At 41.1% G+C, this 21,692-nt stretch carries 22 protein-coding genes and 2 pseudogenes; 1 reads left to right on the top strand and 23 read right to left on the bottom strand.

Annotated features, from left to right (window positions below):
* Positions 1 to 52 precede the first annotated feature (52 nt).
* The 9 genes and pseudogenes from JJQ72_RS16795 to JJQ72_RS20915 all read right to left on the bottom strand — a co-directional run.
* Entirely contained in the window at positions 53 to 553 is a 501-nt protein-coding gene (locus JJQ72_RS16795; protein WP_208204392.1) for a helix-turn-helix domain-containing protein, read from the bottom strand.
* A 796-nt stretch (positions 554 to 1,349) separates the two neighbouring features.
* Complete coding sequence (locus tag JJQ72_RS20910; RefSeq protein ID WP_481856865.1) at positions 1,350 to 1,517, bottom strand: YgiT-type zinc finger protein; 168 nt, start codon at positions 1,515 to 1,517, stop codon at positions 1,350 to 1,352.
* A gap of 64 nt (positions 1,518 to 1,581) precedes the next feature.
* Positions 1,582 to 2,169 carry a DUF7669 domain-containing protein gene (locus JJQ72_RS16805; RefSeq protein WP_208204394.1) on the bottom strand — a complete coding sequence of 196 codons (588 nt, stop codon included), beginning with the start codon at positions 2,167 to 2,169 and terminating at the stop codon, positions 1,582 to 1,584.
* A gap of 33 nt (positions 2,170 to 2,202) precedes the next feature.
* Complete coding sequence (locus JJQ72_RS16810) at positions 2,203 to 2,898, bottom strand: metallophosphoesterase (RefSeq protein WP_208204395.1); 696 nt, start codon at positions 2,896 to 2,898, stop codon at positions 2,203 to 2,205.
* A 384-nt stretch (positions 2,899 to 3,282) separates the two neighbouring features.
* Positions 3,283 to 3,573, bottom strand: coding sequence for a hypothetical protein (locus tag JJQ72_RS16815; protein WP_208204396.1), 291 nt, complete (start codon positions 3,571 to 3,573; stop codon positions 3,283 to 3,285).
* 259 nt (positions 3,574 to 3,832) lie between these two features.
* Positions 3,833 to 3,964 carry a hypothetical protein gene (locus JJQ72_RS20675; protein ID WP_279591741.1) on the bottom strand — a complete coding sequence of 44 codons (132 nt, stop codon included), beginning with the start codon at positions 3,962 to 3,964 and terminating at the stop codon, positions 3,833 to 3,835.
* A 602-nt stretch (positions 3,965 to 4,566) separates the two neighbouring features.
* A pseudogene (locus JJQ72_RS16820) lies at positions 4,567 to 5,106 on the bottom strand (UvrD-helicase domain-containing protein); the annotation flags it as partial.
* A 291-nt stretch (positions 5,107 to 5,397) separates the two neighbouring features.
* A complete protein-coding gene (locus JJQ72_RS16825) occupies positions 5,398 to 5,706 on the bottom strand; it encodes a hypothetical protein (protein ID WP_208204397.1) in 309 nt (102 codons plus the stop codon).
* Positions 5,707 to 6,182: 476 nt separating this feature from the next.
* Positions 6,183 to 6,368 (bottom strand): annotated as a pseudogene (locus JJQ72_RS20915) (DUF1643 domain-containing protein); the annotation flags it as partial.
* Between JJQ72_RS20915 and JJQ72_RS20920 the strand changes: the two are divergent.
* Positions 6,332 to 6,421: a DUF723 domain-containing protein gene (locus tag JJQ72_RS20920; protein WP_481856866.1), complete on the top strand. Its 90-nt coding sequence runs from the start codon at positions 6,332 to 6,334 to the stop codon at positions 6,419 to 6,421. The pseudogene JJQ72_RS20915 and the gene JJQ72_RS20920 sit on opposite strands and share 37 nt — an antisense overlap.
* A 479-nt stretch (positions 6,422 to 6,900) precedes the next feature.
* On the opposite strand, the gene JJQ72_RS16835 is transcribed toward JJQ72_RS20920, so the two are convergent.
* The 14 genes from JJQ72_RS16835 to JJQ72_RS16900 form a co-directional block, all read right to left on the bottom strand.
* Positions 6,901 to 7,542 (bottom strand): MarR family transcriptional regulator, encoded by a 642-nt coding sequence (locus tag JJQ72_RS16835; protein ID WP_208204436.1) that lies wholly within the window; start codon positions 7,540 to 7,542, stop codon positions 6,901 to 6,903.
* A gap of 621 nt (positions 7,543 to 8,163) precedes the next feature.
* A complete protein-coding gene (locus JJQ72_RS16840) occupies positions 8,164 to 8,442 on the bottom strand; it encodes a hypothetical protein (RefSeq protein WP_208204399.1) in 279 nt (92 codons plus the stop codon).
* A 116-nt stretch (positions 8,443 to 8,558) separates the two neighbouring features.
* The gene (locus tag JJQ72_RS20925) at positions 8,559 to 8,708 is read right to left on the bottom strand and encodes a YgiT-type zinc finger protein (RefSeq protein ID WP_208204400.1); all 150 of its coding nucleotides are present in this window, start codon (positions 8,706 to 8,708) and stop codon (positions 8,559 to 8,561) included.
* 101 nt (positions 8,709 to 8,809) lie between these two features.
* Positions 8,810 to 9,166, bottom strand: a complete 357-nt coding sequence (locus JJQ72_RS16850) for a hypothetical protein (RefSeq protein ID WP_208204401.1) — start codon at positions 9,164 to 9,166, stop codon at positions 8,810 to 8,812.
* A gap of 1,162 nt (positions 9,167 to 10,328) precedes the next feature.
* Positions 10,329 to 11,012: a Fic family protein gene (locus JJQ72_RS16860; RefSeq protein WP_208204402.1), complete on the bottom strand. Its 684-nt coding sequence runs from the start codon at positions 11,010 to 11,012 to the stop codon at positions 10,329 to 10,331.
* 895 nt (positions 11,013 to 11,907) lie between these two features.
* Positions 11,908 to 12,483, bottom strand: a complete 576-nt coding sequence (locus JJQ72_RS16865) for a hypothetical protein (RefSeq protein WP_208204403.1) — start codon at positions 12,481 to 12,483, stop codon at positions 11,908 to 11,910.
* A gap of 105 nt (positions 12,484 to 12,588) precedes the next feature.
* Positions 12,589 to 13,542, bottom strand: coding sequence for a DUF429 domain-containing protein (locus tag JJQ72_RS16870; protein ID WP_208204404.1), 954 nt, complete (start codon positions 13,540 to 13,542; stop codon positions 12,589 to 12,591).
* Between the two features lie 728 nt (positions 13,543 to 14,270).
* Positions 14,271 to 15,641 (bottom strand): nucleotide-binding domain-containing protein, encoded by a 1,371-nt coding sequence (locus tag JJQ72_RS16875; RefSeq protein ID WP_208204405.1) that lies wholly within the window; start codon positions 15,639 to 15,641, stop codon positions 14,271 to 14,273.
* A 392-nt stretch (positions 15,642 to 16,033) separates the two neighbouring features.
* Positions 16,034 to 17,110: an SAVED domain-containing protein gene (locus JJQ72_RS16880; protein WP_208204406.1), complete on the bottom strand. Its 1,077-nt coding sequence runs from the start codon at positions 17,108 to 17,110 to the stop codon at positions 16,034 to 16,036.
* Between the two features lie 940 nt (positions 17,111 to 18,050).
* Complete coding sequence (locus JJQ72_RS20680; RefSeq protein ID WP_279591742.1) at positions 18,051 to 18,179, bottom strand: hypothetical protein; 129 nt, start codon at positions 18,177 to 18,179, stop codon at positions 18,051 to 18,053.
* 73 nt (positions 18,180 to 18,252) lie between these two features.
* Complete coding sequence (gene rlmD, locus JJQ72_RS16885; RefSeq protein ID WP_208204407.1) at positions 18,253 to 19,824, bottom strand: 23S rRNA (uracil(1939)-C(5))-methyltransferase RlmD; 1,572 nt, start codon at positions 19,822 to 19,824, stop codon at positions 18,253 to 18,255.
* Positions 19,825 to 20,145: 321 nt separating this feature from the next.
* Positions 20,146 to 20,283, bottom strand: a complete 138-nt coding sequence (locus JJQ72_RS16890; RefSeq protein ID WP_208204408.1) for a hypothetical protein — start codon at positions 20,281 to 20,283, stop codon at positions 20,146 to 20,148.
* A 205-nt stretch (positions 20,284 to 20,488) separates the two neighbouring features.
* Entirely contained in the window at positions 20,489 to 20,755 is a 267-nt protein-coding gene (locus JJQ72_RS16895; RefSeq protein ID WP_208204409.1) for a hypothetical protein, read from the bottom strand.
* A 42-nt stretch (positions 20,756 to 20,797) separates the two neighbouring features.
* Positions 20,798 to 21,679, bottom strand: a complete 882-nt coding sequence (locus tag JJQ72_RS16900; RefSeq protein ID WP_138224592.1) for a diacylglycerol kinase — start codon at positions 21,677 to 21,679, stop codon at positions 20,798 to 20,800.
* Positions 21,680 to 21,692: the final 13 nt, after the last annotated feature.

Below are 21,692 nucleotides of genomic sequence, written 5' to 3' on the forward strand. Positions count from 1 at the left end.
CCCCAATAAGAATAAGAAGAAGGAAGGCAAAGCTTCCCTCCCCCTCATCCACTTATATTGCCGCTTTAAATTCGTCCAGCATTTCAGAAAGCATATACAACTCCTTCACTTTCGTCTCGGCATTCCATTTGCAATCCACCAGAAACTCGTTAATCCTGATTAGAGTTGAACGTGCCTCTTTACTCAACTCTTGATTGTTTAGGACGAAATTGCTTTGAATTAGGACATCTGATATTGATGGTTGTTCATTGCTTTCCGACGTTTGGAATAAAGTCGCCATGAGAACACTGTAGGGAATTTCCAAGCTTTCGGCTAATGAAAATACAACAGGTAAGCTTGGCGACGTTTTTTCGCCTCGCTCCAATCTGTTGATGTACGAACTTGATACCTGGCTCAATTCTTCAAGTTGTTTTAAGGACAGATCCTTTACTTTCATTCTGTAGTGCCGAATCAAAATTCCGAAGCTGTCAGCAACAGCGAATCCACCGCCGCTTTTACCCTCTTCGTCTGCAATACCTAATGCGGAAATCCCCTTCTTTTTGTCATCCATCATTGTTGATTGACTCCTTTCTGCATATCTCATAGTGAGAATCCTTTGCTCTTTGCGAACCTTATATCATAAGCATTGACCAGCTTGGCAATCACTCTTCGTTCTTGTTTACGGGATACCACGAATAGACTTAATTATGTCTTTATAGTCCCAGTCCTTGTTGACTACACCGTAACAAGGCATGATCTGTCATTATAATCTTGATATACTACACCTCCATCTTTTTCAGTAGACCAACTCAATCCCGTTCATTTCCGAACTGTATTAAAAAAGGCATGCTCTCCATTTGGTTATTGGAGGCATGCCTTCATAAGTTGGTGTAAGCAATTTTTAAACCGATCATATCTCTTCCAATCCATACTTCTATCACCTCACACAAGAACATTCGTTTGCATTTTAGTATAACAAGATGTAAGTATAGGAACAACGCTTGCCTAAATGATAATTTAAGTCCCCAATTGACTGCGGGCAACCGTCAGCCATGGAATCTTATTTATAGCGGCGAATGTTATTTGGGCTTCTTTCACAAAAAATCTGCATGAGCCTTGTTGTGTAATCGAGTATGTATGAATTAATCACACCTCAAGGGAAGCAGTTCATAATCAGTTCATATATCGTCATAACTTTTCCATAACAAATACATATGTATTGTATTGTCCCCAGACGCACACATCCGAAGTTATTCATAACTGTTATGCAAGTCATATGCATTTAATCCGAATTCCAATGCAAATTACGCTCAAGTTAGCGGATTTAAACCGTACAATCAGGAAGATGTCGTTACACTGCTAATTCATTATCAATTCTCTTCCTTCTCAAGCTCTTCGATCAACTTCAACGACTGCTTATCGTAATATTTCTCGCCACATTCTTTACAACGTGCTCCACGAACATTGATACTTATGATGTGATTGTGCTTCACTTTAACTTCCAGCTCGGCAGGCGGAACGTCCGTACAGCCACACATTACGCATAATTTAACATGCACCAAGCCATCCCACGCTCCTTGCCAAAACAGCAATCTACTCTAATTATGCAAATTGTTTGTAGTACCACTCATACAACCCCTCATCCGTCCTAAAGTCAGGTACACTTCCTTCAATTTTTCGCCGCCAAACCAAATTGAACTCGTCCAGAGTCGCTACTCGAAATGTCATAACTTGTCGTTGCTCAGTCAAAAAGACAAAACCGCCTTCTTCTTTAACCAACATTTCACCTTCGAATCCTCTGCCCCTATTTGTATCAAAGAAACTAACCCTTGCCTTCCCATCACCTTCCTCCACTTGAACGTCCAGTGCCAGCAAATAGTTATTTTGTGTATTTACATCAACGAAGTAGAGCTTTCTTATGTCACTGGATGCTGGTTCATACAATCGATATACTCCATGTCCAATTCGCTCATAGTCTTTATACGTTACAGCATGATTAGCATTTGCGTTCACGCAACACCTCGACCCAATATGTGTCCGAATGGTCGATTCGTTATAGTTCGGATTCTTACTTACCATATAGTCGATGACTTCTTTTACTTCGAACTTATTTTGCCCTTTCCTTTTCACGATCTCGTGTACAGCCGCTAATATCTCATCTCGATAATTTACCTTTTGACGTTCCAACACCCTGCATCCTCCTCTTTAATCACTATTCACTACTTAAAATTTTGCAATCTCCCGCTTTTCTATTTTCTTTTGTGATTGCCGATAAACGAGATATGTCATTTCAGTCAGGTTCACCAGACCTATTCCCCGTTCCTCTTCGATCATATATGTATTCGATCCCAAATCGCAATTTAGTCTGACACCATCATAATAGATTCTTTCAACAGGAGTGTGCCCATGGACTACTGGCTTGCTCTTAGTTAAGCCAAAAAGACTCTCCTTTGAGATGCTATAAAAGTCGGACTCTGACATCCAGAGTATTTCTCTGTTTTGCTTATCCAGAGGCTCAAATGGATTCAATCCAGCGTGCGTGTAAACGAACTCGTCATCCTCATAAACCAGCGGCAGATTACTCGCCCATTCTATATGGTCATCCATTTCTGTTTTGGAGAATGTTTTTTCAAAATCCATTAGTGTATCCTGACCGCCATGGTTAAGCCAAAGTCTATCCCTTCTCCTGTAATAATCTCTCATCATTTCCTCATGGTTGCCTATTAGTGCGACCACATTATTGGGATATGCCTCAGCCAGCTCCTTAACCTTTCTGATAACTTTCCCGCTCTGCTTTCCTCGGTTGATATAATCGCCCCCAAACACAACCTGATCCTTCATAAAATCGATCTCAGCATGCTTCAACAGTAACTCCAGTCCGTTGTACTCACCGTGTATATCCGTGATGAAAAACTTCAATATCCCTGCCCCCAATCCATAAATAAAAACCGCCATATTAGTCCATTCAGGCGGTTTCAGCTCTAGGTATATTATAACATTGTTTATTTAACCATCGTCCTTGTTCTCAGCCTCTAAAAGCTCCTTTAATATACCCTTTGACTCCTCTGGTAGTATCCAAGGAAGTACCGTAATCCCATGTTGTAGATCAAGCAGACAGCGAGTCTATCCCTTTCTTCTCCATCGGGTCCAAAGGCTACTCCCCCCACAAATCCCATTTCCTTTTAAACTTGTGTGTGTGTCCCATGTTTCTCATCTAATTCTTGTTTTTAGAGTTTTGGTAAAAGGTCACTTACTTTATTCTCCATACCTTTATCTCCTCTCGTTATTTTTATTAGACAGCAATTACTCTATTGGTGTTTGAGCATTTTCACAATTCCTCTTCATCTGTTCCTGATGCTGGTCATGTATCAAGTTCAGCATTAAAACGAGGTCATCCCTATTAGTTCTTGTTGAGAATATAGCATCGTTCAATTTATCAACAAGGTCCAGATCTTGTAACTCCCGCAACTTCTTGAAATACTCCGCCTTTAGCTGGTCAAAGTAATGATCCATAAATCTTTGCATAGCCTTCGTCATACCGTAGCTTTGACCCAAGATCCAAGTGGCTTCATCCTTGATTAATCGTTTGCTCATAAGTTCTTCCTCTTCCCCTTTCCCTCTACTTCAAACATAATAAAGCACCTCTCTGATAACGACCTTCCCTCCCATCTTCTCTCCGTGAATTGCTTGATCATTTTGTAGCAAGATAACAAACTCATCATCATCCAAGTCATTTACTACATCATTGACAGCCAGCTTTTGTTCAACTGATAATTCGACCAAATATACAATAATTATCCGACTCCCCACCTCGTACAGCCAGCGTCCAGTCGTCTGAACTCTTTCTCCAGCCTTAAAACATCAGCGTTTTTAAGTAGTAGCCGATCACAATGCCCGAAGAAAGCATAAGTAAATCAGCAACCAGCTCTATAACAAGGTTCTGTACAATCCACCGCTCCTTCAACTTGCCTAATACCATCCTCATCGAGTACACCTCCATTATAGTGTTGCTTACAAAACTCCATTAAAAAAACCACTCAGTCGCCATTCGACTAAGTGGTTCATTCGATTCTTTTGGAATTATTTAAGTACGAATTACATATCGGATTCATTTCCGATCACCTTCCTTATATCTTTTGTAGATTATACTAATCTGAGTATAGGGAACTGTCAATATAAATGTAATATTGTTACTTTTATAACCCTATTGAGCTTCTAGTTCTCTGCCCTAAACCAGACCTTTCCGATTCAGAAATTTAACACCTTCCCGCTTCTAAATAGCTTTTCAAGTTCCGTGTAAGGATACTTGTAATCAATTCAAGGGATCGAAATCGGAGAACCTGATTATTTCGATCCCATACATAACTTATTGTTCATACTGGCTCTAATAGTCCCATCTCCAGGCAGGTTGCAATCGACAATGCCTTTTCGTTTGAAGCAAATCGAACATGAACACGTTCATCATTCACCTTTTTACTATGGATCCCGTTCCAAACACCCTATGTTTAACCGTCTTCCCTTTAATCAACTCAGCTTTTTTTCGAATAGCATTAGGATTAAACGGAATCAAGTAACAACTTACTGTCACTTTTCGGGCGGAATCATTTTGTTTTTGATGAAGCTGATGTAGGTAGTAAGCTCATCCAATTGATCATCTGTAATGTTTTCGCCGACAATTGCTTTAAAGAGTTTTCGCAATATGATCTTCTTATGTAGCGGCGGGATCTTTGAATCAGAGGATTCTTGTTCCTCCAAGTCGATATCACCCTCAATTATTTGAAAAGGGGTTCTGGTAGCACGTAAATGATCTCGAACAACTTCAAATGCAAAGCTATGTATGGTGGAGAAATCAACAGGAGATAGCTGAGGAAAAAATCGTTTGAACCGTTCCATCATGTCGCTGGCTGAGGCACGACTAAATGTAACTGCCTTTATTCGATCTGGAATAACTCCTTTGTCCTCAATAAGAAAGCCGATACGCATGATGATGGCTGTTGTCTTACCCGAACCAGGAGATGCCAATAGAAGCAATGGTCCTTCTGTTTGGAGAACCGCTTGCTTTTGAACATCATTTAAGTCTATACCTAATTCTTTTCTTTTGCGTATGAAGAAGTCCTCGGCCCCCATATAATTAACCCTCTCAAATCCGTGCAAATTATTTACTAACATTATAACACTATTAACCAAAAAAAAGAGAAGCCATGACTCTCAACTCCTCAAAGATTATTCAGTCCCCTAAAAATCAATATCGAGGGCGTATGGGAAAAGGCAGGACGGTATGTCATCCTCCAAACTTCCTTTCGTTGACAATATTTAACAACTTGTTATTCATAATTCTTAGCTCGGCAGTTACCCTTGTTGTTGATTTTTCCGATAGGTGCGTTAGTTTCCGTTTTTCACCGAATTTGATCTTTACCTTCATCCCAGCTCACCTCGCATTTTTGTTTGTAACTCTCTCAATTCTTTGATCAGGTCTTTCCAAATCGTAAGATCCATTGAATCATCCCTTTCATCTATCTCATGTGTCATTAAATGCCCATAGAGTTCTTCAAAACTACCTCCATGATCCTCTTCATATTCAGCAATACTCTTTTTGATGTTCTTCAAATATTCTTCTTCTGTTTGCTCTTTTAACATATTTTTCTGGTATTCTATCTGCATTAAAATACAGTAAACGAGATCTCTCATTAAACCAACTGCGTATCGAGGGACTTTTCCGTTATGCATAATGAGTCCCCGCCGAATATATCTTCGCAAACTCTTTTCGGATAAACCAAGTTCGGTCTTCACTTCTTCGACTGTTAAGTAGCCACGGAGTGCCTCTATCTCCGCCACACGAAAGGAGGTAATTTGTGCTATGAAGGCATTATCCTCAACACCTTAATAGATCAAACGACATGCAATCTGGTGCATTACCCTTCTATTGGCGTTTTCAAGATGTTCAACAGCAGATTTTCTATCCTTAATATCGATTAACTGTTGGATCTCATCTACCATCTGCCTCACCCTCCCAATTACCTTACCCTAACCTATTGACGTAAAGCAAAAACGCTTAGTCATTGTATCAACCGAGAAAGTCATACTTTTATTATTAGGATAGGATAACCACAGCAATTCGGTCAATAAAAACTGGATGTCGTTACAATAATAACCTTATTGGAATGAATTTGTCGTTGTCAATCCGAATTGGATCAAACGCATTTTTAATTTGATTTGGATCCGTTGAAATTGATGGCATAAAGATTAACGACTTCTAATGACCCAAAGCCAAACTTTTTAGCGAAATATAAACACTGTTTAGATGTCTGGTCCTCCTCCTCATGATTGGCTGTGCTCGGATTTAACATGACGTATAACACCCTCGGTAATAAAGTGTCCCACTCACGGGAGAGTAAGTATCTATACTTTCTTGTTGAGTCAAAAATGGCATCCATCTTCATAAAATTCACTCCATTCGATTTAGAGTAACTAAGTGTCTTTACTGGACCATTCCGCCACTGGACTGTCATCGTAATAAAGTGACGAACAATACCTTCTTTTCATGCAGGAGTATCCTCTCGTGGCGACTGTGCCAATCCTAATGAAGCCATCCTTTTTCAATTAGAATTTATAGCATCTGCGGTGGACGCAAACGACCTTTAGTAAGATGACCCACACAAAGATGCTTAATAACCAACATTAGAATATTGCAAAGCGAAGGCGATTATTAAACCTCGGACGCAAGAAGACTGCAAACAATCTTTGAGTATCATGCATTACACCAAGTACGAAAAAAGGCATTACGCTTTATACACCACAGATGGCTGATGTGATAGTTTAGACACAACCATAAGTATTGCAACATTCTTTATAGTAATTTATTTATGCAATGATAAAAAAATGTATTTGGTAACGTTTATCGCCCTAAATCCTGTTTGATTCTCATATCAGTCCTGAATTGGTTTCACTTTCATCGACATTACCTTGTTCATCAATGAATATTGCCGTTATTCCAGTTCGATTCTTTGCCAACAACGGAAGTCTATTCCATAGATTACGGAACTGCTTTACATCTGGCAATGCAATACTATACTTGGCATTCGGATCATCCATTCTTTGAAGTGTTTCAGCCAAGACGCCAAGAAAGTAATTCACATTCATCGCACTTAATGAACCTAATCCTTTTACCTCTATGATCCATCTCTCTGTTCCTCTTATCCCATTGATATCAATACCAGGCGTTTTCCCCCATGCTATTTGAGTTTCCCAGCCGTTCCTATGTAGATAATCCTTCAAAATCTGCTTGAGCCTATCTTCTTTAAACACCGAGGATAATTCCGTCTTATGCTCTTCCTGAGTGACGTGAGATGGTTCAACGTGTCTTCCTTCAGCAACTAAATAGTTACCAATTAATCCATCTTTTCGGTTAAACCTTTTAATGATTCCTTTGCTAACTAATGACCTACATGCCTGATTAACAGCCTGTTGCGGCTCGTTTACACCTAAAATCGCCTTTGCAATTTCACGGTCAGTCAAGCCATCCTTGTCTTTCAGATAATTGATGATCTTATCTTTTAAAATCATATATTCCACCCAAACCTCTCCAGTTTTTCCCTATAGCTCTATTATAGGTTACTTCAATTTTCTGCGTAAGTAATTAGAGTATTGTGACTTGATAATTGTGATTTAGATTGTGTTTCAATGTGACTATTCAAGCCTATCGCCCTGTCCCACCCTGTCTTATCACGCCATCATTTCCGGAAACTTCTGTTGAATCGCCGCATAACACAGATCACACACAATGATATTCTTCTTCTCGCTCATACTAATAAATTTCGCCCTAATATTATACGTTACATCTTCCTGGACTACTTCCTGGACTACCTCTGGCATAAAGCTCTCGCTACATACCCCACACGAACCCTGTAATTTCATGTAACAACCCAAGCAGAGTCCTCCCATATCAATGTTCATGTGACTAAAGAGCTTCTCAGACTCAATCGAGTAAAACGTACAGCAATTCATATCTTTATCCTCCAAATTGTCTCGGTAACGCAAAAAGACCGCAATATCCCCTTATTCTTAGAAAGGAGACTTGCGGTGCTTCCGACAAATCCGAACGTTAAAAATTATTAATTATTCACAATATACTGCATTACGTGTGATCTCGCAAGAATATTTTCAGCTTATAACATAGCTTGGCCATTAATGTCCTGCTGAATAGTATATTCTACGGATAAAGTCTTTTCTATTGCCTGGAACTTTGTAACCTATATATTTCTCGATCAACTCGACAAAAGTAGGATTTCCCCATCTATTTTCCTTACCAATAGGTCCAGTTAAATATGATGCTTGAACTTCATCTTTTGTAGCTACATATCCCAAGGCCACTTCAATGGAACGTCCATTATACTCCAATCTGAAATGCCTCGTTTGAGATTTTCTATTCTTATCAATCTGGGTTACAAGCAACGTATCTTTCATCAGCCCTATCCACTCCCACTCACTAAATCCGCAATACCAACGTTAAAGTATTTGGGGGAAAAAAGCCAAAGATAATCAGATTAAAACACCTGATTTCCCCTTGGCTTCGCCTCCCCTTAAAAACGCATCTCCCTTTCTCTCATTTCAAAAGCTTCTCTGACTCGCTTTGCATATATGATACTATCGGGCCCTCTTGAGAATTGCTCACCACAGTCGGAACATACATACACTGGTACTCCAATAACGTTTATAGTATGCTTTCCCATTCGGCCACATTTATTAATGAAGTACAGGAAGGCGTTCTCGCCGCAGATACATTTTGTTATTGCTTTTCTTACATTCAGTCGGACTCATCCCCAGTCTCCAATCACTTTATATACATCGAATATATATCTAAAATTTGATCTAACCCATCTAAGAGTTCTTGAGCTAACTCACTTCTCTCATACTTAATAAGAGGGGGTTGTGGCAAAAATTTAGGCATGCTCTTTTCTTTTAGGAAGTAGTCCTCCGCCAAATTAAATGTCTGATTAATCCACAAAATATACGTGTTATAGGATGACTCTTTAATAATTTCACCACCGCTCAATAAGAGTTGATCAATCGCTGGTCGAGGAACACCTGTTAATTTTGACAAGGAGAGTCTTGAACACCCCTTTTGACGCATGAGTAAAATCAAATTTTGGGCGATGGTTTCCTGATGGCCATAATAGTTAATCTCCATACATTTCACTCCTGTCCCTAATACTGTATATTGCAAAGTGAAAGTGCTTAGTTTTGCAGCTGAATTTGATTCAGCCTAGCAAAACTGGTTTTACATGGAGAGGTGGGCATGATAGGCTTGCTAGCCTCTGCGAAGCCTGTGGCTTCGCCCTTTCGCAAGGAATCATGCCCATAGAGGCTCCATGTCAAACCTACGTATAAAATTACTCTTTGCTGTATTTTGATTCAAAACATCATTGCAAAACTCGGCACTTTTCAATTGCCAAATACACCTAATACGGACTGTAATAACAATTCTCTATCCCAATGCCATGCATTTTCCGAAAGTGTACGCACACATAGTTGAATCGCATCTCCATATCCTATTTATCGTGATTACGGTCTAAAAAAGGTTCCAGTTCCTCCGACGACAACTCAGCGATATTTTTTCCGACCTCCTGACAATAAATCAACAATGCCCTGACATTAATCTTTGGTTCCGTCTTTAGATGCTGGTACAGTGTGTACTCCATCAGGAAAATCATCTTCAAACTCATCATTTATTAATTCCTTTTCTTGAGCGATCTCCACCATGATCTTAAAGGCTCTTCTCAGATCCTCGTAAACCAGTGGATCGTATTCAGCGTAATTTCGCTCTTCGATCCGCTCCAATACCCTTGGTTAAAGTAGGAATATTATTGTGGTTGAAGCATTCCGCATGTAATGATACAGCACCTTTAAGAAGACACATGCATGAATAGGTTCCAGATTGGATTGAATGATATCGATGGATCGATGAAAACCTTCAAGTTCTTCATTATCTATCTCCACGCTAATCCCTCCAAAATCTAAATGAGTGACACACCAGGGTAAAGACGATATGGTGATGGAACACTCGTTTAGTAAGGGGTATATGAACCCTAATTTGAATTCTATCATTAAGAGAAATTATGTGGGCATGATACAGTTATCATTGTAACTGCATTGAAACTTTATTATCCTCTGTTCTCCTGAATAAACGAATTAAATTTTCTTTAGCGTGCTCAAAATCTGGGAGAACGCAAAAAACCGAACGAGTACAGGAGTTACCTCCTGAAACCAGCTCGGCCAAATATTAATCTTATTAAGAATTACATCAAACTGATTAAGAAACTCTTCGTGCACTACCTGACTGAACGAAAGAGTTACTCCCTTGGTAGTGAATTCATAAATGCGTGATATCGTTGTTGCTCTTTTTCTATGGTTGCTTTGGCATACGCCGCAAATCCTGTGGCATCTTGATTTTCAAGAAACTGATAATATTCTTGCTTATTATCTTTTAGAATTACAAGCGGTAAAATTTGATTTTGTAAAAGTACATGCATCATAAGCAATCTTCCTGTTCGCCCATTCCCATCCGAATAGGGATGGATTCGCTCAAATTCGATATGGCTGGAACAAACCGAAAGAATAATATCATCAGACGACTTCGCTTTTTGAATCTGATCGTTCAGATTCTGAAGCCATTGATTCATGCGGGAGAAAGTGTCTGAAGGAGAGACTGTCTGGAAGTTCGCTCCTACTACCGTATTTTCCTGAGATTTGAATCGTCCTCGTTCATGATGGATTCGATCCAATAATAATGAATGAATCTCTTTAATTACGGATATTGTAAGTTCTTGATCGATATTCTCAATAACATAGTTGAAAGCTAACCGATGGTTTTCCACTTCGTAAAACTCACGGACGGATACTTTGTTTGTTATCATGCGATATAGAAGAACAGAAATGGTTTCACTAAGTGTGATGGTGTTGTTCTCAATTGCACAAGAATGATGTGCTATACGCACTAAAAGATCATCTAAATAATCCTTTGGAAGATGCATCATTTAACCTCCAATCGTCTTAACAATTCCGATGTACATGCATTCTCCCACATATTCGGACACATACCTTCATTTCCCTTCTTCAGTTCTTAAAAGTAAGCATTCTACTGCGAACTTCCGTTATCCCTTCCGTTCATCCCAATACCAGCCAACACCTATTACTTTGTAAAAACGTGTTTTTGGCAATCGAAAAGTGCCGAGTTTTGCAATGATGTTGTGAATCAAAATACAGCAAAGAGTAATTTTATACGTGGGTTTGACATGGAGCCTCTATGGGCATGATTCCTTGCGAAAGGGCGAAGCCACAGGCTTCGCAGAGGCTAGCCAGCCTATCATGCCCACCTCTCCATGTAAAACCAGTTCTGCTAGGCTGAATCAAATTTCGCTGCAAAACTGAGCACTTTCACTTTGCAACAAACAAAAACGAAATAATTCTTCCCAAATGTGCCCTCAACAACACCCTACCATCCCTCTCCCCCCAAGCCTTCTCCCCGATTTCCGGGATAATAATTATTGTCCCGATTCGACACGAATACAGGGTGAAAACTGGAAAGAAACTGGTTCAACTGTGCCCGAAAACAAATAATATTTAGTGTCCCTGAAGGGCTGAAAAGGCAAGGGAAAAACAAGGGTTAGGGATGGGAATTCGGAGTAGAAGCTCGGGTAAAGGAGTGGGTAAATGCCTTGATACGCGTGGATTTTTGCTTGGGAAAATGCTTAGGAAGGGCTTGAAAAGGAAGAGAAAAAGACTGGGGAAATGCTTGAGAAAAAGTCAGAGCATCTACCAGTCTTTTGCTTTTTTAAGGACAGTTATTTTTATTCAGGGACAGTTATTGGGGAACTGGACGGGAATTATTTGTGTTTACAAAGGTAGTACGCATCTCCATACTGAAGTGGGCTACTTCTCAACATGTAGTATTCCATCTTGTAGATAGACCGAGATTTCTGGAAACTCAATGATGTCATATATCGAAGTCGATTGACCGTATATTTCTTCTAGCTTTATGTATTCATCTATTAGGTTTTGGTTTACTGCGTACTTTTCACCTAATTTGGCTATATCTATGCCTGTAATTATTTGTTTACTTTTTGTGTATACTACTGGTAACTTTTTAAACGAATTTTGCTCGGCGTGTTCCTCAATAAATTTTTTACAACCATTTATACTTTTGGAATAAGATACCCACTCATTATCTTCCACTATAATATAGCTTCTGATTAAATTCTCCTTTGCATCGTTACTTAATAATATAGTCCTACCGTCTTGAAGTTCATTTATCTCAATATTACTCAAAACATTTTGGAAGTCAGCATACTCTTGCATAATCCCTTCAATTTCACCAATTTCTAAGCGATACGCTCTAAATAAATGACCATGATAAATACAATTAGAATTATCATTAAGCAGGCCTCTTAACTGGTTACCATTTCCCCTATGAATCAACCACTCTGTTAAAATATTTTCAATCTGCATAAGATCCTCCAAAACTCTACAGTTTTCTAATTTAAAACGATGTATATTAAGTAACTTTCCAGCCATTGTAATAGACAAAAGTGGAGTAGGTTACAGTCGATGGCATTAATCAAACCTATTAATTGATTGCCACGCATTCTCAAGCAAAAAATCATTACTCCAAGAACTCTCCGTTCTTATATATATATTTGAAATACCCCTAAAGAATGGAGTCTTTATACTGTTTTTTTTACTTAGATGTTTAGGACATAACAACACATAGCCATCCGCAACCTTGAAAGGCTCACTATTAAAATACCCTTTTTTCTTTAACAGTTCATTTAACTCACCTTCGGTTACAGGAGCAATTGGAACTAAAACGCCTGTAATTGCACAGATAATCGCATCAAACTGATCATCCCCTAAAATCACCTTTTTTCCAATTTGTTTTAATCTAAGCATATTAACGTTATAACGCAAATTCCTACTATTAGGGTTATCATTACCAGGTGTTGCTTCCCAGAGGGAATTACGTTTTGAGAAAATTTGTGAAACATATCTTTTGGCTCTATCACTTTTATATTTTTCATATTTCAGACCTAACCTTTGCAAAGTTGCCCTTGGATATGTTTCAAAAACTGTAGATCCAAGTGTTGACTCACGTTCTCTACTTGTATAATTTTGATAAAACAAAAAGCTAAAGCGAGCAACATGCGTTCCTATATCACGTGCTAAAGGTGCTTGTCCTTCAAAAGCTCTATCCACAGGTCGCTTATAAGTTTGCCAGTCATATATAGGATCTATACAATGTGGTAGTCCTTGCAAGTCTATAGGAACATCGATAAATAATCGTTTTCCTGATTTTTTGATACTTTCAAAGAATGTCTTAGTTATTTTTTTTACTTCATCCAGCTTACCAGAAGAATTGGGCTTTACTTGCAAGGGATTTTCTTCGTAAACAGTTAAATATATTGTACTGTCTATTCGATCAGCTCTAACCAATATCGTTTTCTCTGATGTTCCAAATGCACCCATGTCGATACCGAAAGCGGTTATAGCTCTTTTAGAGTTTAAATTCAATAAGTTGACCTCCTAACCTGACATAAATATCAATCTATTTAGGTTTGATATATCAGAGCTTTATTCAGAATGAGCAACCATAATGCAATCTTAAAGAAGAAATCGGACATGCGGTATTGGTTCAGAAAAGTACTAATAGTCGCAGTTAATATAAAAGTATCCCGAAAAGACACGTTTTCAGAATATAAATACGTATGACACTCCTCAATTCTCCTGCATTGCACATGCTTTTATCTCGTATGTAACTATTTTTTCTTTGACAGTCAAGAAATGATATTGTCTCCCCATAATAGATTCTTTTTCAATAACGACTGCCGTGCCGTTTCAGGTGCTAACTTTTTTTATAGAAGCATACATATGAGTTGCTTCTTCTAAAACAAATTTTTTACTTCTACTTCATTAAAGGGAACTCGCTTTTCTTATAATAGAACAATACGTTTTATAAGGCCGGGGCAATGAACGCATTGGGTTCTCTATGATCATAAGCTCTCGCCTCATGATACGGCTTCCCATCCATAATTCAAATATTATTTGTACAATTTAGTCGAGATATAAAACATTTAAGTACACTCGTAGAGATAATTCGTAATTTTTCAATTTATAATGTTCTGCCATTCGAAGGGTAGAATTGCGGTACAATCCCCACTGTTTAGAGTAGTATTAAGCTTTGTTGACATTAAGCCAACAAAGCTCATTAGCCTTTCAATACCTACTTACCTATTATTTCTCTAAACTTTAATTGGGACATCTATCCTTGCTTTCGCTACACACTCTCCACTCTTTATAACATAGCATTCAACATAATGATCTCCTCTAAAAGAAGTGGGTTCACTATGGATCAACTTGTCTGTCCTTTCAATTTGTCCTCGAATGCAGTCCTGTTCTAATGCTACTGGTCCTCGATTTTTTATTTTCCAGTATACTTGAAAAGGCTCAGGGACATTTGTTTCTGCATAAAAATATAAGTTGTGACCAGGAAGAAGAGGCTTATGTTGCATCCTCATAGCATTTAACCAACCAATTATTCTATCATTTTTTTTAACTTTACAGTCAAGATTAACTACATATCTCAGATTCACAGGAAATAGAGTCTGAATATACTCTTCTGTTTCCCGGAAATTGTAGAGAATCTGTTGCTCATTCAACTGGGTATAGGATTTTGCTAATTGAGCAAGTTCTTCTTGTTTTTGATCAGTCCAATAAGAATGGTTAAAGAACCCTTCCCAAGCTTCGATGGCTTGATTATATGTGCAATCGGATTCAAATAATATATCCAACTTACCGAGCTTATCATTAAGCCGGTTATAGAGATTATCCATCTTTACACTGTCGCTATTTACAAGTTTAAGGCTTTTCGTGGCATCTGTAGGATTATAGACTTCTTTATCATCTGCCAACCTGTCTCTTATAGCAACCATAGTATGGTAGAATCGCTCATCAATTCTATCAAAGGCTTGATACTTCTCATCCGCAAGAACACTTTGAATAAGCCCAGCAGGCATATTAACCCAACCTGTTCTTGATTTCGAGAACATTTTCATAAGTCGAACAATTTCCCTTAGGTTATAATTCTTCTCTTTATTTTGTTCAAGAAACCACTTTGTAATCGATCTCGGATCCCTCTCTCTCCATTCACTTCCGCAGTGTTCATATTTATAATCTCCATTTTCGTCAACGTATCTACGATAAATCGCAAAATCAATATGATAGTTTTCCTTGTAAACAATACGGACACAATTCGTTTTTGCTTCGGGTGGAGTTTTAAATCCCGTACACTTTCTTTTCAAGGCATTTACGATTATATTTTTCGTAGCAATAGTCCCGCCAGGAAGGTTGCTCTTCTCAAAGACAATGGCTACATCTATGTCATAATCATTATCCTCATTTTGTACAACGGTTGACATGGCGACACTCCCCTGAACAATAGGGGTTTCTGATAATTTGTAATCAGTTCCATTCTCTTCGTTATACTCCTTTAAACCCTCTTTGAGCCGCTCAACATTGATGTTTTTTTTGTTAAACAATGCATCTTTTTTGTCTTTAGGAAGAACAACTTTGGTTTGATAAAACGTATTAAATTTAGTTTGCAGATTATACATACTAACCCCTCGTTCCATTTATTTTTAATTCAATAGGCTTGTCACTTAATGGCAAATAATTTCCCATTAATATTTTGGAGTTTCAGTTCGGGTATGATTGTATATCCATATCTCACAATCCAATCTGGATGTGATGACTCTTCCAAATGTATAGACTTAAAGATCCACAAAGAAAAGATGTATCCGTCGTAAATCGGGTATTTCTGATTGATTCACCGAGTAGAACTCTAAACCTTTTTGTGTGTCCTCTCCAGTGTGATAACCGTTCATTGATCCGATTGAAAATGTTAAGCTTTTATTTTCCAAACAAAAGAAAGATTAGGACAATCTAATTTTTCTCTTGTTTCCGTGGTATTTGTAATTACCTTGTGTATGCTTTCACCTCTTAAAAATTAGGTTTTTACAAAAGTGCCTTTTTGCTCAGTATTAATATGAATGCCCCATGGATATTGGGGATTTGATTGAGCATTATATTGATAGTTGATGACAGCCTTCATTCGGTTGTCATCAATCAATTTGCCCATTTCAAAAGCAAAACAGCTTTGGCCAGAGACAATAAAGTGAATTTTTTTGAGATACGGCAGTTTTTGATTTGCTTCATTTAAAAGTTCGTACGTTGTTTTCACGTAATCTCGCAACTGTTCTTTATAAACAATGAGGTTATCCTTTGGTGAAGCAACCGCAAGGTGAATATGTGGACAAGTGAACTGTGACAACTGCTGATCTAAAACTGGAGCTGTGAGGCTGACCGCTACGACTATTTCATCGCAATTTACAGCATTAATTGAAGCAAAAGGATCCTGAACATTTGGCTTTAGCTTGGGGAAGTTCTTTCCAAATGGCTTTTTTTCGAGCTGATAGTATGTTTGTTCCATTTTGTTGTACTCGAAATATTCATCCATCCGCTCTCGCTCGAAGTATTTACCAGCCATCATGACAAACGGTATCGATGCGACACCTGTATATCCGCGTTTCTTATCCCTACTCTCCAGCTTGAATGAATTAGTTTTCTGCTCAATCTCTTCGATAATATCTTTAGCTATTTCCAAATTCACGCCTTTTTTGAACAGGCGAACAAAATCAATTTCTTTTTCTTTGAACTGAAATTGATTTAGACCTACATCTTTATGATGATTTTCAATCCTTCTTTCATGAAACATGCCGTTGATATTCAAGATATACATCTTGTTTTTGACATGAAACATCAAAAATAGTCCAATAATGAAGAGTAAACCTCCGGTAACCAACTGAACGATATTATTCTGCACTTCAGTATGGTTTAGAAATGCGAACACTTTGTCGTCAAATGTACCAAATGAGGTAACAATCAACTCACCGCCAATTGTCATCACCGTGTCTGCCACAGCTTCTTCACGCTGTTTATTTGCCAAGTGCTTCACAAAAAAAATGACACCGACAAGCAGTATGATAAGAAGGCCGCAAATTGCTAATACAATATTAATAGTCATCTTGGTTTCTCCCTATATAAGTTAGGTCTATTTTACCATTTCCGATGATGGAAGGATACTCCATGCTACTATTTTTTTGGAAATTACTGCGTAACAGAGCTTATAACAAAAAAAGAAGGTTAGAAAATCCTAACCTTCGATTGTTTATCTCCTTTTCACTCTGTAAATTATTATCAGGTAACTCAATGGGAGCATAATGCGTCACATTAAAGTTCACTATTATCCTAATGAATCCAACATGGTATAGCAGATTCGTCCCTAATTCGTAAAAAGGGAGCTCTGCTATTGATATATTGCTATGAATATTACAAATCAAATATTGTTCTTTTTCTAACATGGCGTTCTTATTCCATACTACCCAATTTATTATCTCACTGGTGTTCTGGTGAGCTATTTTATTGTTTTGAGTCATTTTTTCCCATTCTTCTTTCCATAATAATAGCCCCAATAAAAATTAATTCTTCCTGCTCTATTAGGGTGTCACCATGGTTTATCTTGTATTTTATTCAAACTTCTTTTTTATTGAGCTTCACTTTGCTTGTTTCGATGTTTTTGCTTTTCTGACATTCGTTCATCAACTTCTTTTAATATTAATTGCCATATTTCCTTTTCCGTTCTCATTTTCCCGATACCCTTCAAAACCATTTAGCTAAATTAGTTCAATTACATTACTACACAAGCATTAGGCAAAAATCTTTCCAGCACGTCTATTAAGTTTCCAAGTAAAACTTTTATTGCTTTACAATTCGGTTCGATTACTTCTATGTACACAATCTAAACTTAGACTTCAAGATCGATCTTATTATTCCTTTTCCTCTCCCTATTCCATAGAAAAGAGTTCTCCTATTTCCATCCCTACTATGTTCAGAATAAATAAACCCTTGATAAAAAACAGCCCTCAAACCCGCATTCCACCGTTGCCCTCATAAATAAACTCGTGCTACAAAACAGTTCTTTTCTCAATTTTTGACCCAACTTTTTCTGTCACAACTTTATTAAAATCTGAATAATGTCTTGATAGAAAAACAGGGGAACGGCTTGATGGATCTGGGTTTTTCCCCTTCTCCATTCTTCCTCTCCCCGATTTTATCACGTCTTCATTCGATTTTTAGCACGGGTTTATTATGAATACCAGGGGTTTATTAGTTTTCTACAACATTCCTCACCAACAAAGCCACCGACTCCACATGCACCGTATGCGGAAACATATCCACCGGCTGCACCTCCACTGTGCGATAGCCGCCGTCCTCCAAGATCCGCAAATCCCGCGCCAGGGTGCTTGGGTTGCAGCTCACATACACCACCCGCTCCGGCCGCATTTCCAGGATCGTATCCAGCAGGCGCGGATCGCAGCCCTTGCGCGGGGGATCGACGACGATGACGTCTGCTTCGATGCCCTGCTCTTTCCAGGCCGGAATGACGTCCTCAGAAGCGCCCACCTCAAATTGTACGTGGTGCATATGATTTAACGCCGCGTTAGCGCGTGCGTCCTCGATGGCTTCCTTCACGATTTCCACGCCGTATACCTGCTTGGCATGCTGCGCGAGAAACAGGGAGATCGTACCGATGCCGCAATAGGCATCAATGACGGTCTCGTTGCCGGTCAAGCCGGCGTACTCTACCGTTTTTCCATATAAAATCTCCGTCTGCACCGGATTCACCTGGAAAAAAGATCGTGCCGATATGGCAAATTTCACATCTCCAATGTAGTCGTAAATGACCTCTCGACCCCACAACACAGAAGTCACTTCTCCAAAAATCACATTCGTTCGCCGCGTGTTCACATTGTGACAGATGCTGACCACTGCCGGCAGCTCTTCACGAATCGCTGCAATCCATTTCTCCCGCTGTGGAATGGAATTCCCGTTCGTCACAAGAACAATCATCATCTCTCCGGTTGAAAAACCAATCTTCACCACCACATGACGCAGCAGCCCATGTCCGGTTTCCTCATCGTAGGCGGTGATGCCCAGCTTGCGGCCGATGTCCTTGACGCGCTGCACCACCTTGTCATTCTCCTCGTGCTGAATCAGGCAGGCTTCCATATCAACAATCCGGTGTGAGCCGCGGGCATAAAAGCCTCCAACCAGCCCGCCATCCGTCACTCCAATCGGAACCTGAGATTTATTGCGATACCGCCAAGGCTCACTCATGCCAAGTGCTGGCTTCACAATAATGCCTTTACGCTGCTCGTCACGAGCTTCACGCGCTGCGGCCATGTCTGCGCCGTATGCCACTTGCTTATGCGCTCCATCTCCGGCAAGGGTTTCACTCTGCTCCCTCAGCGCGCCATCCAGCCGGCCGCCTTCCACCGTCAGCTTCCCGATCCGCTCCAGGTTGTCCACCACCAGCTGCCGCTTCCACTGCAGCTGCGCTGCATAGTCCAGATGCTGCAGCTGACAGCCGCCGCATTGATCATAGATGGGGCACGGTGCCGAGGTTCGGTCCGGACTGGCCTCGACCAGCTCCAGCAGCTTGGCATAGCCGTATTGCTTCTTCGTCTTGAGCACCTTCACGCGGACCTTTTCCCCCGGCAGCGCACCCTGCACAAAAAGAGTATAGCCTTCGGCTCGTCCAACCCCCTCCCCATCGTGATTCATGCCGATGATGTCGATGACGGTCTCATCATTTTTGGCAACCGGCAGATTCAGAAGCTCGGGAGAGGGCCTGCTGCCCTTAGAGCTGCGGCGATGACCGCTGCGATTCTTGTTCATAGCTTGCTGTTCACTTCTTTCCGTTCAACTTGGTTCACTTCTATATAAAATAGGTATCCACGATACCTCTAACATCTATACAATGTACCTGTAAAAATATATCCCACTCACGCCTCCACCCGGCGCCCTTACACATCATTCCATCCAAGCGCACGCTAGCAGATTTGCCAAAAGCACTCCCCTCAGCACAGCTTACAGAAGCCTAATGGCCTTTCCTTAGCACCAAAGCCCCAAGCTGCGGCTGCTAACTCACAAGCACCCTTCCCCCACCAGTGGTCTCCAAGATCCAGCCTTTAACAACCCATGCCAGCCCGCACCCCTTCACTGCCCAGCCTTCACCGCCCAGCCCAGTGTGCCCCGGGGATCTCCCCGGCACACCGGCCAAGTCCCTCCCCCCACCACCGCTTGCAGGGAGCTTTCCCGCCAGCATAGCTTACAAGGGGTCTCCTCCGTCAGCATAGCTTGTAAGCCTTCTCCGCCAGCTTAACTTTCAAGAGGCCCCCCTCCGTCAGCATAGCTTGCAAGAGGCCTCCTCCGCCAGCATAACCTTACAAGAGGGGCTTTTCCCAGCAGCGCCAGCGGAGGGGCTGGAGTGGGAATGGAGAAGCGAAGCGCTCGCCTTTGCCGTTGAAAATGTACCGCTGCAAGGCCTAATTCTACATTTTCAACGGCAACAGCGATCGGAAGGCCCATCCAGCACCGTAGCGTCCTTCGCTGCCATCTCCCAAGGCCCATCCAGCACCAAGGCGTCCTTCGCTGCCATCTCCCAAGGCCCATCCAGCACTGTAGCGTCCTTCGCTGCCATCTCCCAAGGCCCATCCAACACCGTAGCGTCCTTCGCTGCCTTCTCCCAAGGCCCATCCAGCACCGAGGCGTCCTTCGCTGCCATCTCCCAAGGCCCATCCAGCACCGTAGCGTCCTTCGCTGCCACCTCCAAGCCCTCCCAGCACAAAGGCCCCCAATCGGGAGCCCCTCAAGCAAAAATCCGCAGGTGCTGCGGCAGGATACGGAACGTGCCCGGCAGTACACCGCCGAACTCGCCGTCCAGATTCAGCTGTACCGGGCCGGGGGAGTAGACCTCCATATAATCGGTCCGGAAATGAATGACCTTCTTGTCGTGCACATGCTCCCCGCGCAGAGCGAGGGAAACCACGCGGACGAACTCCGCGAGGTTGCATTTGCGCAGCGCAATGACGTCGAGCAGGCCATCGTCGATGCTCGCGCCGGGCGCGAGCTTCTCGAAGCCGCCGACCGAGTTGCTGTTGGCCATAAGGAACACCATGAATTCATCATGGATTTCCGGCTGGCCGTCCGCGCGGATAATGAGCTCCTGCGGCGCCAGGCTGACCATTTTCTCCAGCCCCTTCAAATAATACGCCAGCTGACCAATCATGGTCTTGAGCTTGCTGGGCACCTCGTAGGTCAGCTCTGTCAGCGTACCGCCCCCGGCAATATTAATGAAGCAGCGGTCATTGGCCACGCCAACATCGATCGGACGGGTCACATCCCGGATCACGAGATCGCAATAGTCCTCCCAATTCTTCGAGATGCCAAGCGCACGGGCAAAATCATTCGTCGTTCCCAGAGGAAACACGCCCAGCGGAGGAAGGTGGTCCTTCCCCGCCATTCCGTTAACGACCTCATTGAGGGTGCCGTCACCGCCGGCTGCAATGATCAGGTCATAACCCCGCTCCACAGCCTCTGCTGCAGACCGGGTCGCATCTCCCTCGCCTGTGGTTGCATGGCAGGAGGTTTCGATCCCGGCACTGTCCAGACGCTGCAGCACATCTGCCAGGCGGCGCTTCATTTCCTCCCGTCCGGAGGTCGGATTATAGATCAAACGTGCTCTTCTCATCACCAAACGCCAC

Source organism: Paenibacillus sp. F411 (assembly GCF_017582705.1).
GTDB classification, from domain to species: Bacteria; Bacillota; Bacilli; order Paenibacillales; family Paenibacillaceae; genus Paenibacillus_AQ; species Paenibacillus_AQ algicola.

What these genes read in the sequence shown, in the direction of transcription:
- JJQ72_RS16795 (WP_208204392.1), bottom strand. Translation starts at nt 553, where the DNA reads ATGATGGATGACAAAAAGAAGGGGATTTCCGCATTAGGTATTGCAGAC.
- JJQ72_RS20910 (WP_481856865.1), bottom strand. Translation starts at nt 1,517, where the DNA reads ATGTGTGGCTGTACGGACGTTCCGCCTGCCGAGCTGGAAGTTAAAGTG.
- JJQ72_RS16815 (WP_208204396.1), bottom strand. Translation starts at nt 3,573, where the DNA reads ATGAGCAAACGATTAATCAAGGATGAAGCCACTTGGATCTTGGGTCAA.
- JJQ72_RS20675 (WP_279591741.1), bottom strand. Translation starts at nt 3,964, where the DNA reads ATGAGGATGGTATTAGGCAAGTTGAAGGAGCGGTGGATTGTACAGAAC.
- JJQ72_RS16825 (WP_208204397.1), bottom strand. Translation starts at nt 5,706, where the DNA reads ATGCATAACGGAAAAGTCCCTCGATACGCAGTTGGTTTAATGAGAGAT.
- JJQ72_RS16835 (WP_208204436.1), bottom strand. Translation starts at nt 7,542, where the DNA reads ATGATTTTAAAAGATAAGATCATCAATTATCTGAAAGACAAGGATGGC.
- JJQ72_RS16840 (WP_208204399.1), bottom strand. Translation starts at nt 8,442, where the DNA reads ATGAAAGATACGTTGCTTGTAACCCAGATTGATAAGAATAGAAAATCT.
- JJQ72_RS20925 (WP_208204400.1), bottom strand. Translation starts at nt 8,708, where the DNA reads ATGGGAAAGCATACTATAAACGTTATTGGAGTACCAGTGTATGTATGT.
- JJQ72_RS16850 (WP_208204401.1), bottom strand. Translation starts at nt 9,166, where the DNA reads ATGGAGATTAACTATTATGGCCATCAGGAAACCATCGCCCAAAATTTG.
- JJQ72_RS16860 (WP_208204402.1), bottom strand. Translation starts at nt 11,012, where the DNA reads ATGATGCATCTTCCAAAGGATTATTTAGATGATCTTTTAGTGCGTATA.
- JJQ72_RS16865 (WP_208204403.1), bottom strand. Translation starts at nt 12,483, where the DNA reads ATGCAGATTGAAAATATTTTAACAGAGTGGTTGATTCATAGGGGAAAT.
- JJQ72_RS16875 (WP_208204405.1), bottom strand. Translation starts at nt 15,641, where the DNA reads ATGTATAATCTGCAAACTAAATTTAATACGTTTTATCAAACCAAAGTT.
- JJQ72_RS16880 (WP_208204406.1), bottom strand. Translation starts at nt 17,110, where the DNA reads ATGACTATTAATATTGTATTAGCAATTTGCGGCCTTCTTATCATACTG.
- JJQ72_RS20680 (WP_279591742.1), bottom strand. Translation starts at nt 18,179, where the DNA reads ATGGAGAAGGGGAAAAACCCAGATCCATCAAGCCGTTCCCCTGTTTTT.
- rlmD (WP_208204407.1), bottom strand. Translation starts at nt 19,824, where the DNA reads ATGAACAAGAATCGCAGCGGTCATCGCCGCAGCTCTAAGGGCAGCAGG.
- JJQ72_RS16890 (WP_208204408.1), bottom strand. Translation starts at nt 20,283, where the DNA reads ATGCTGACGGAGGAGACCCCTTGTAAGCTATGCTGGCGGGAAAGCTCC.
- JJQ72_RS16900 (WP_138224592.1), bottom strand. Translation starts at nt 21,679, where the DNA reads ATGAGAAGAGCACGTTTGATCTATAATCCGACCTCCGGACGGGAGGAA.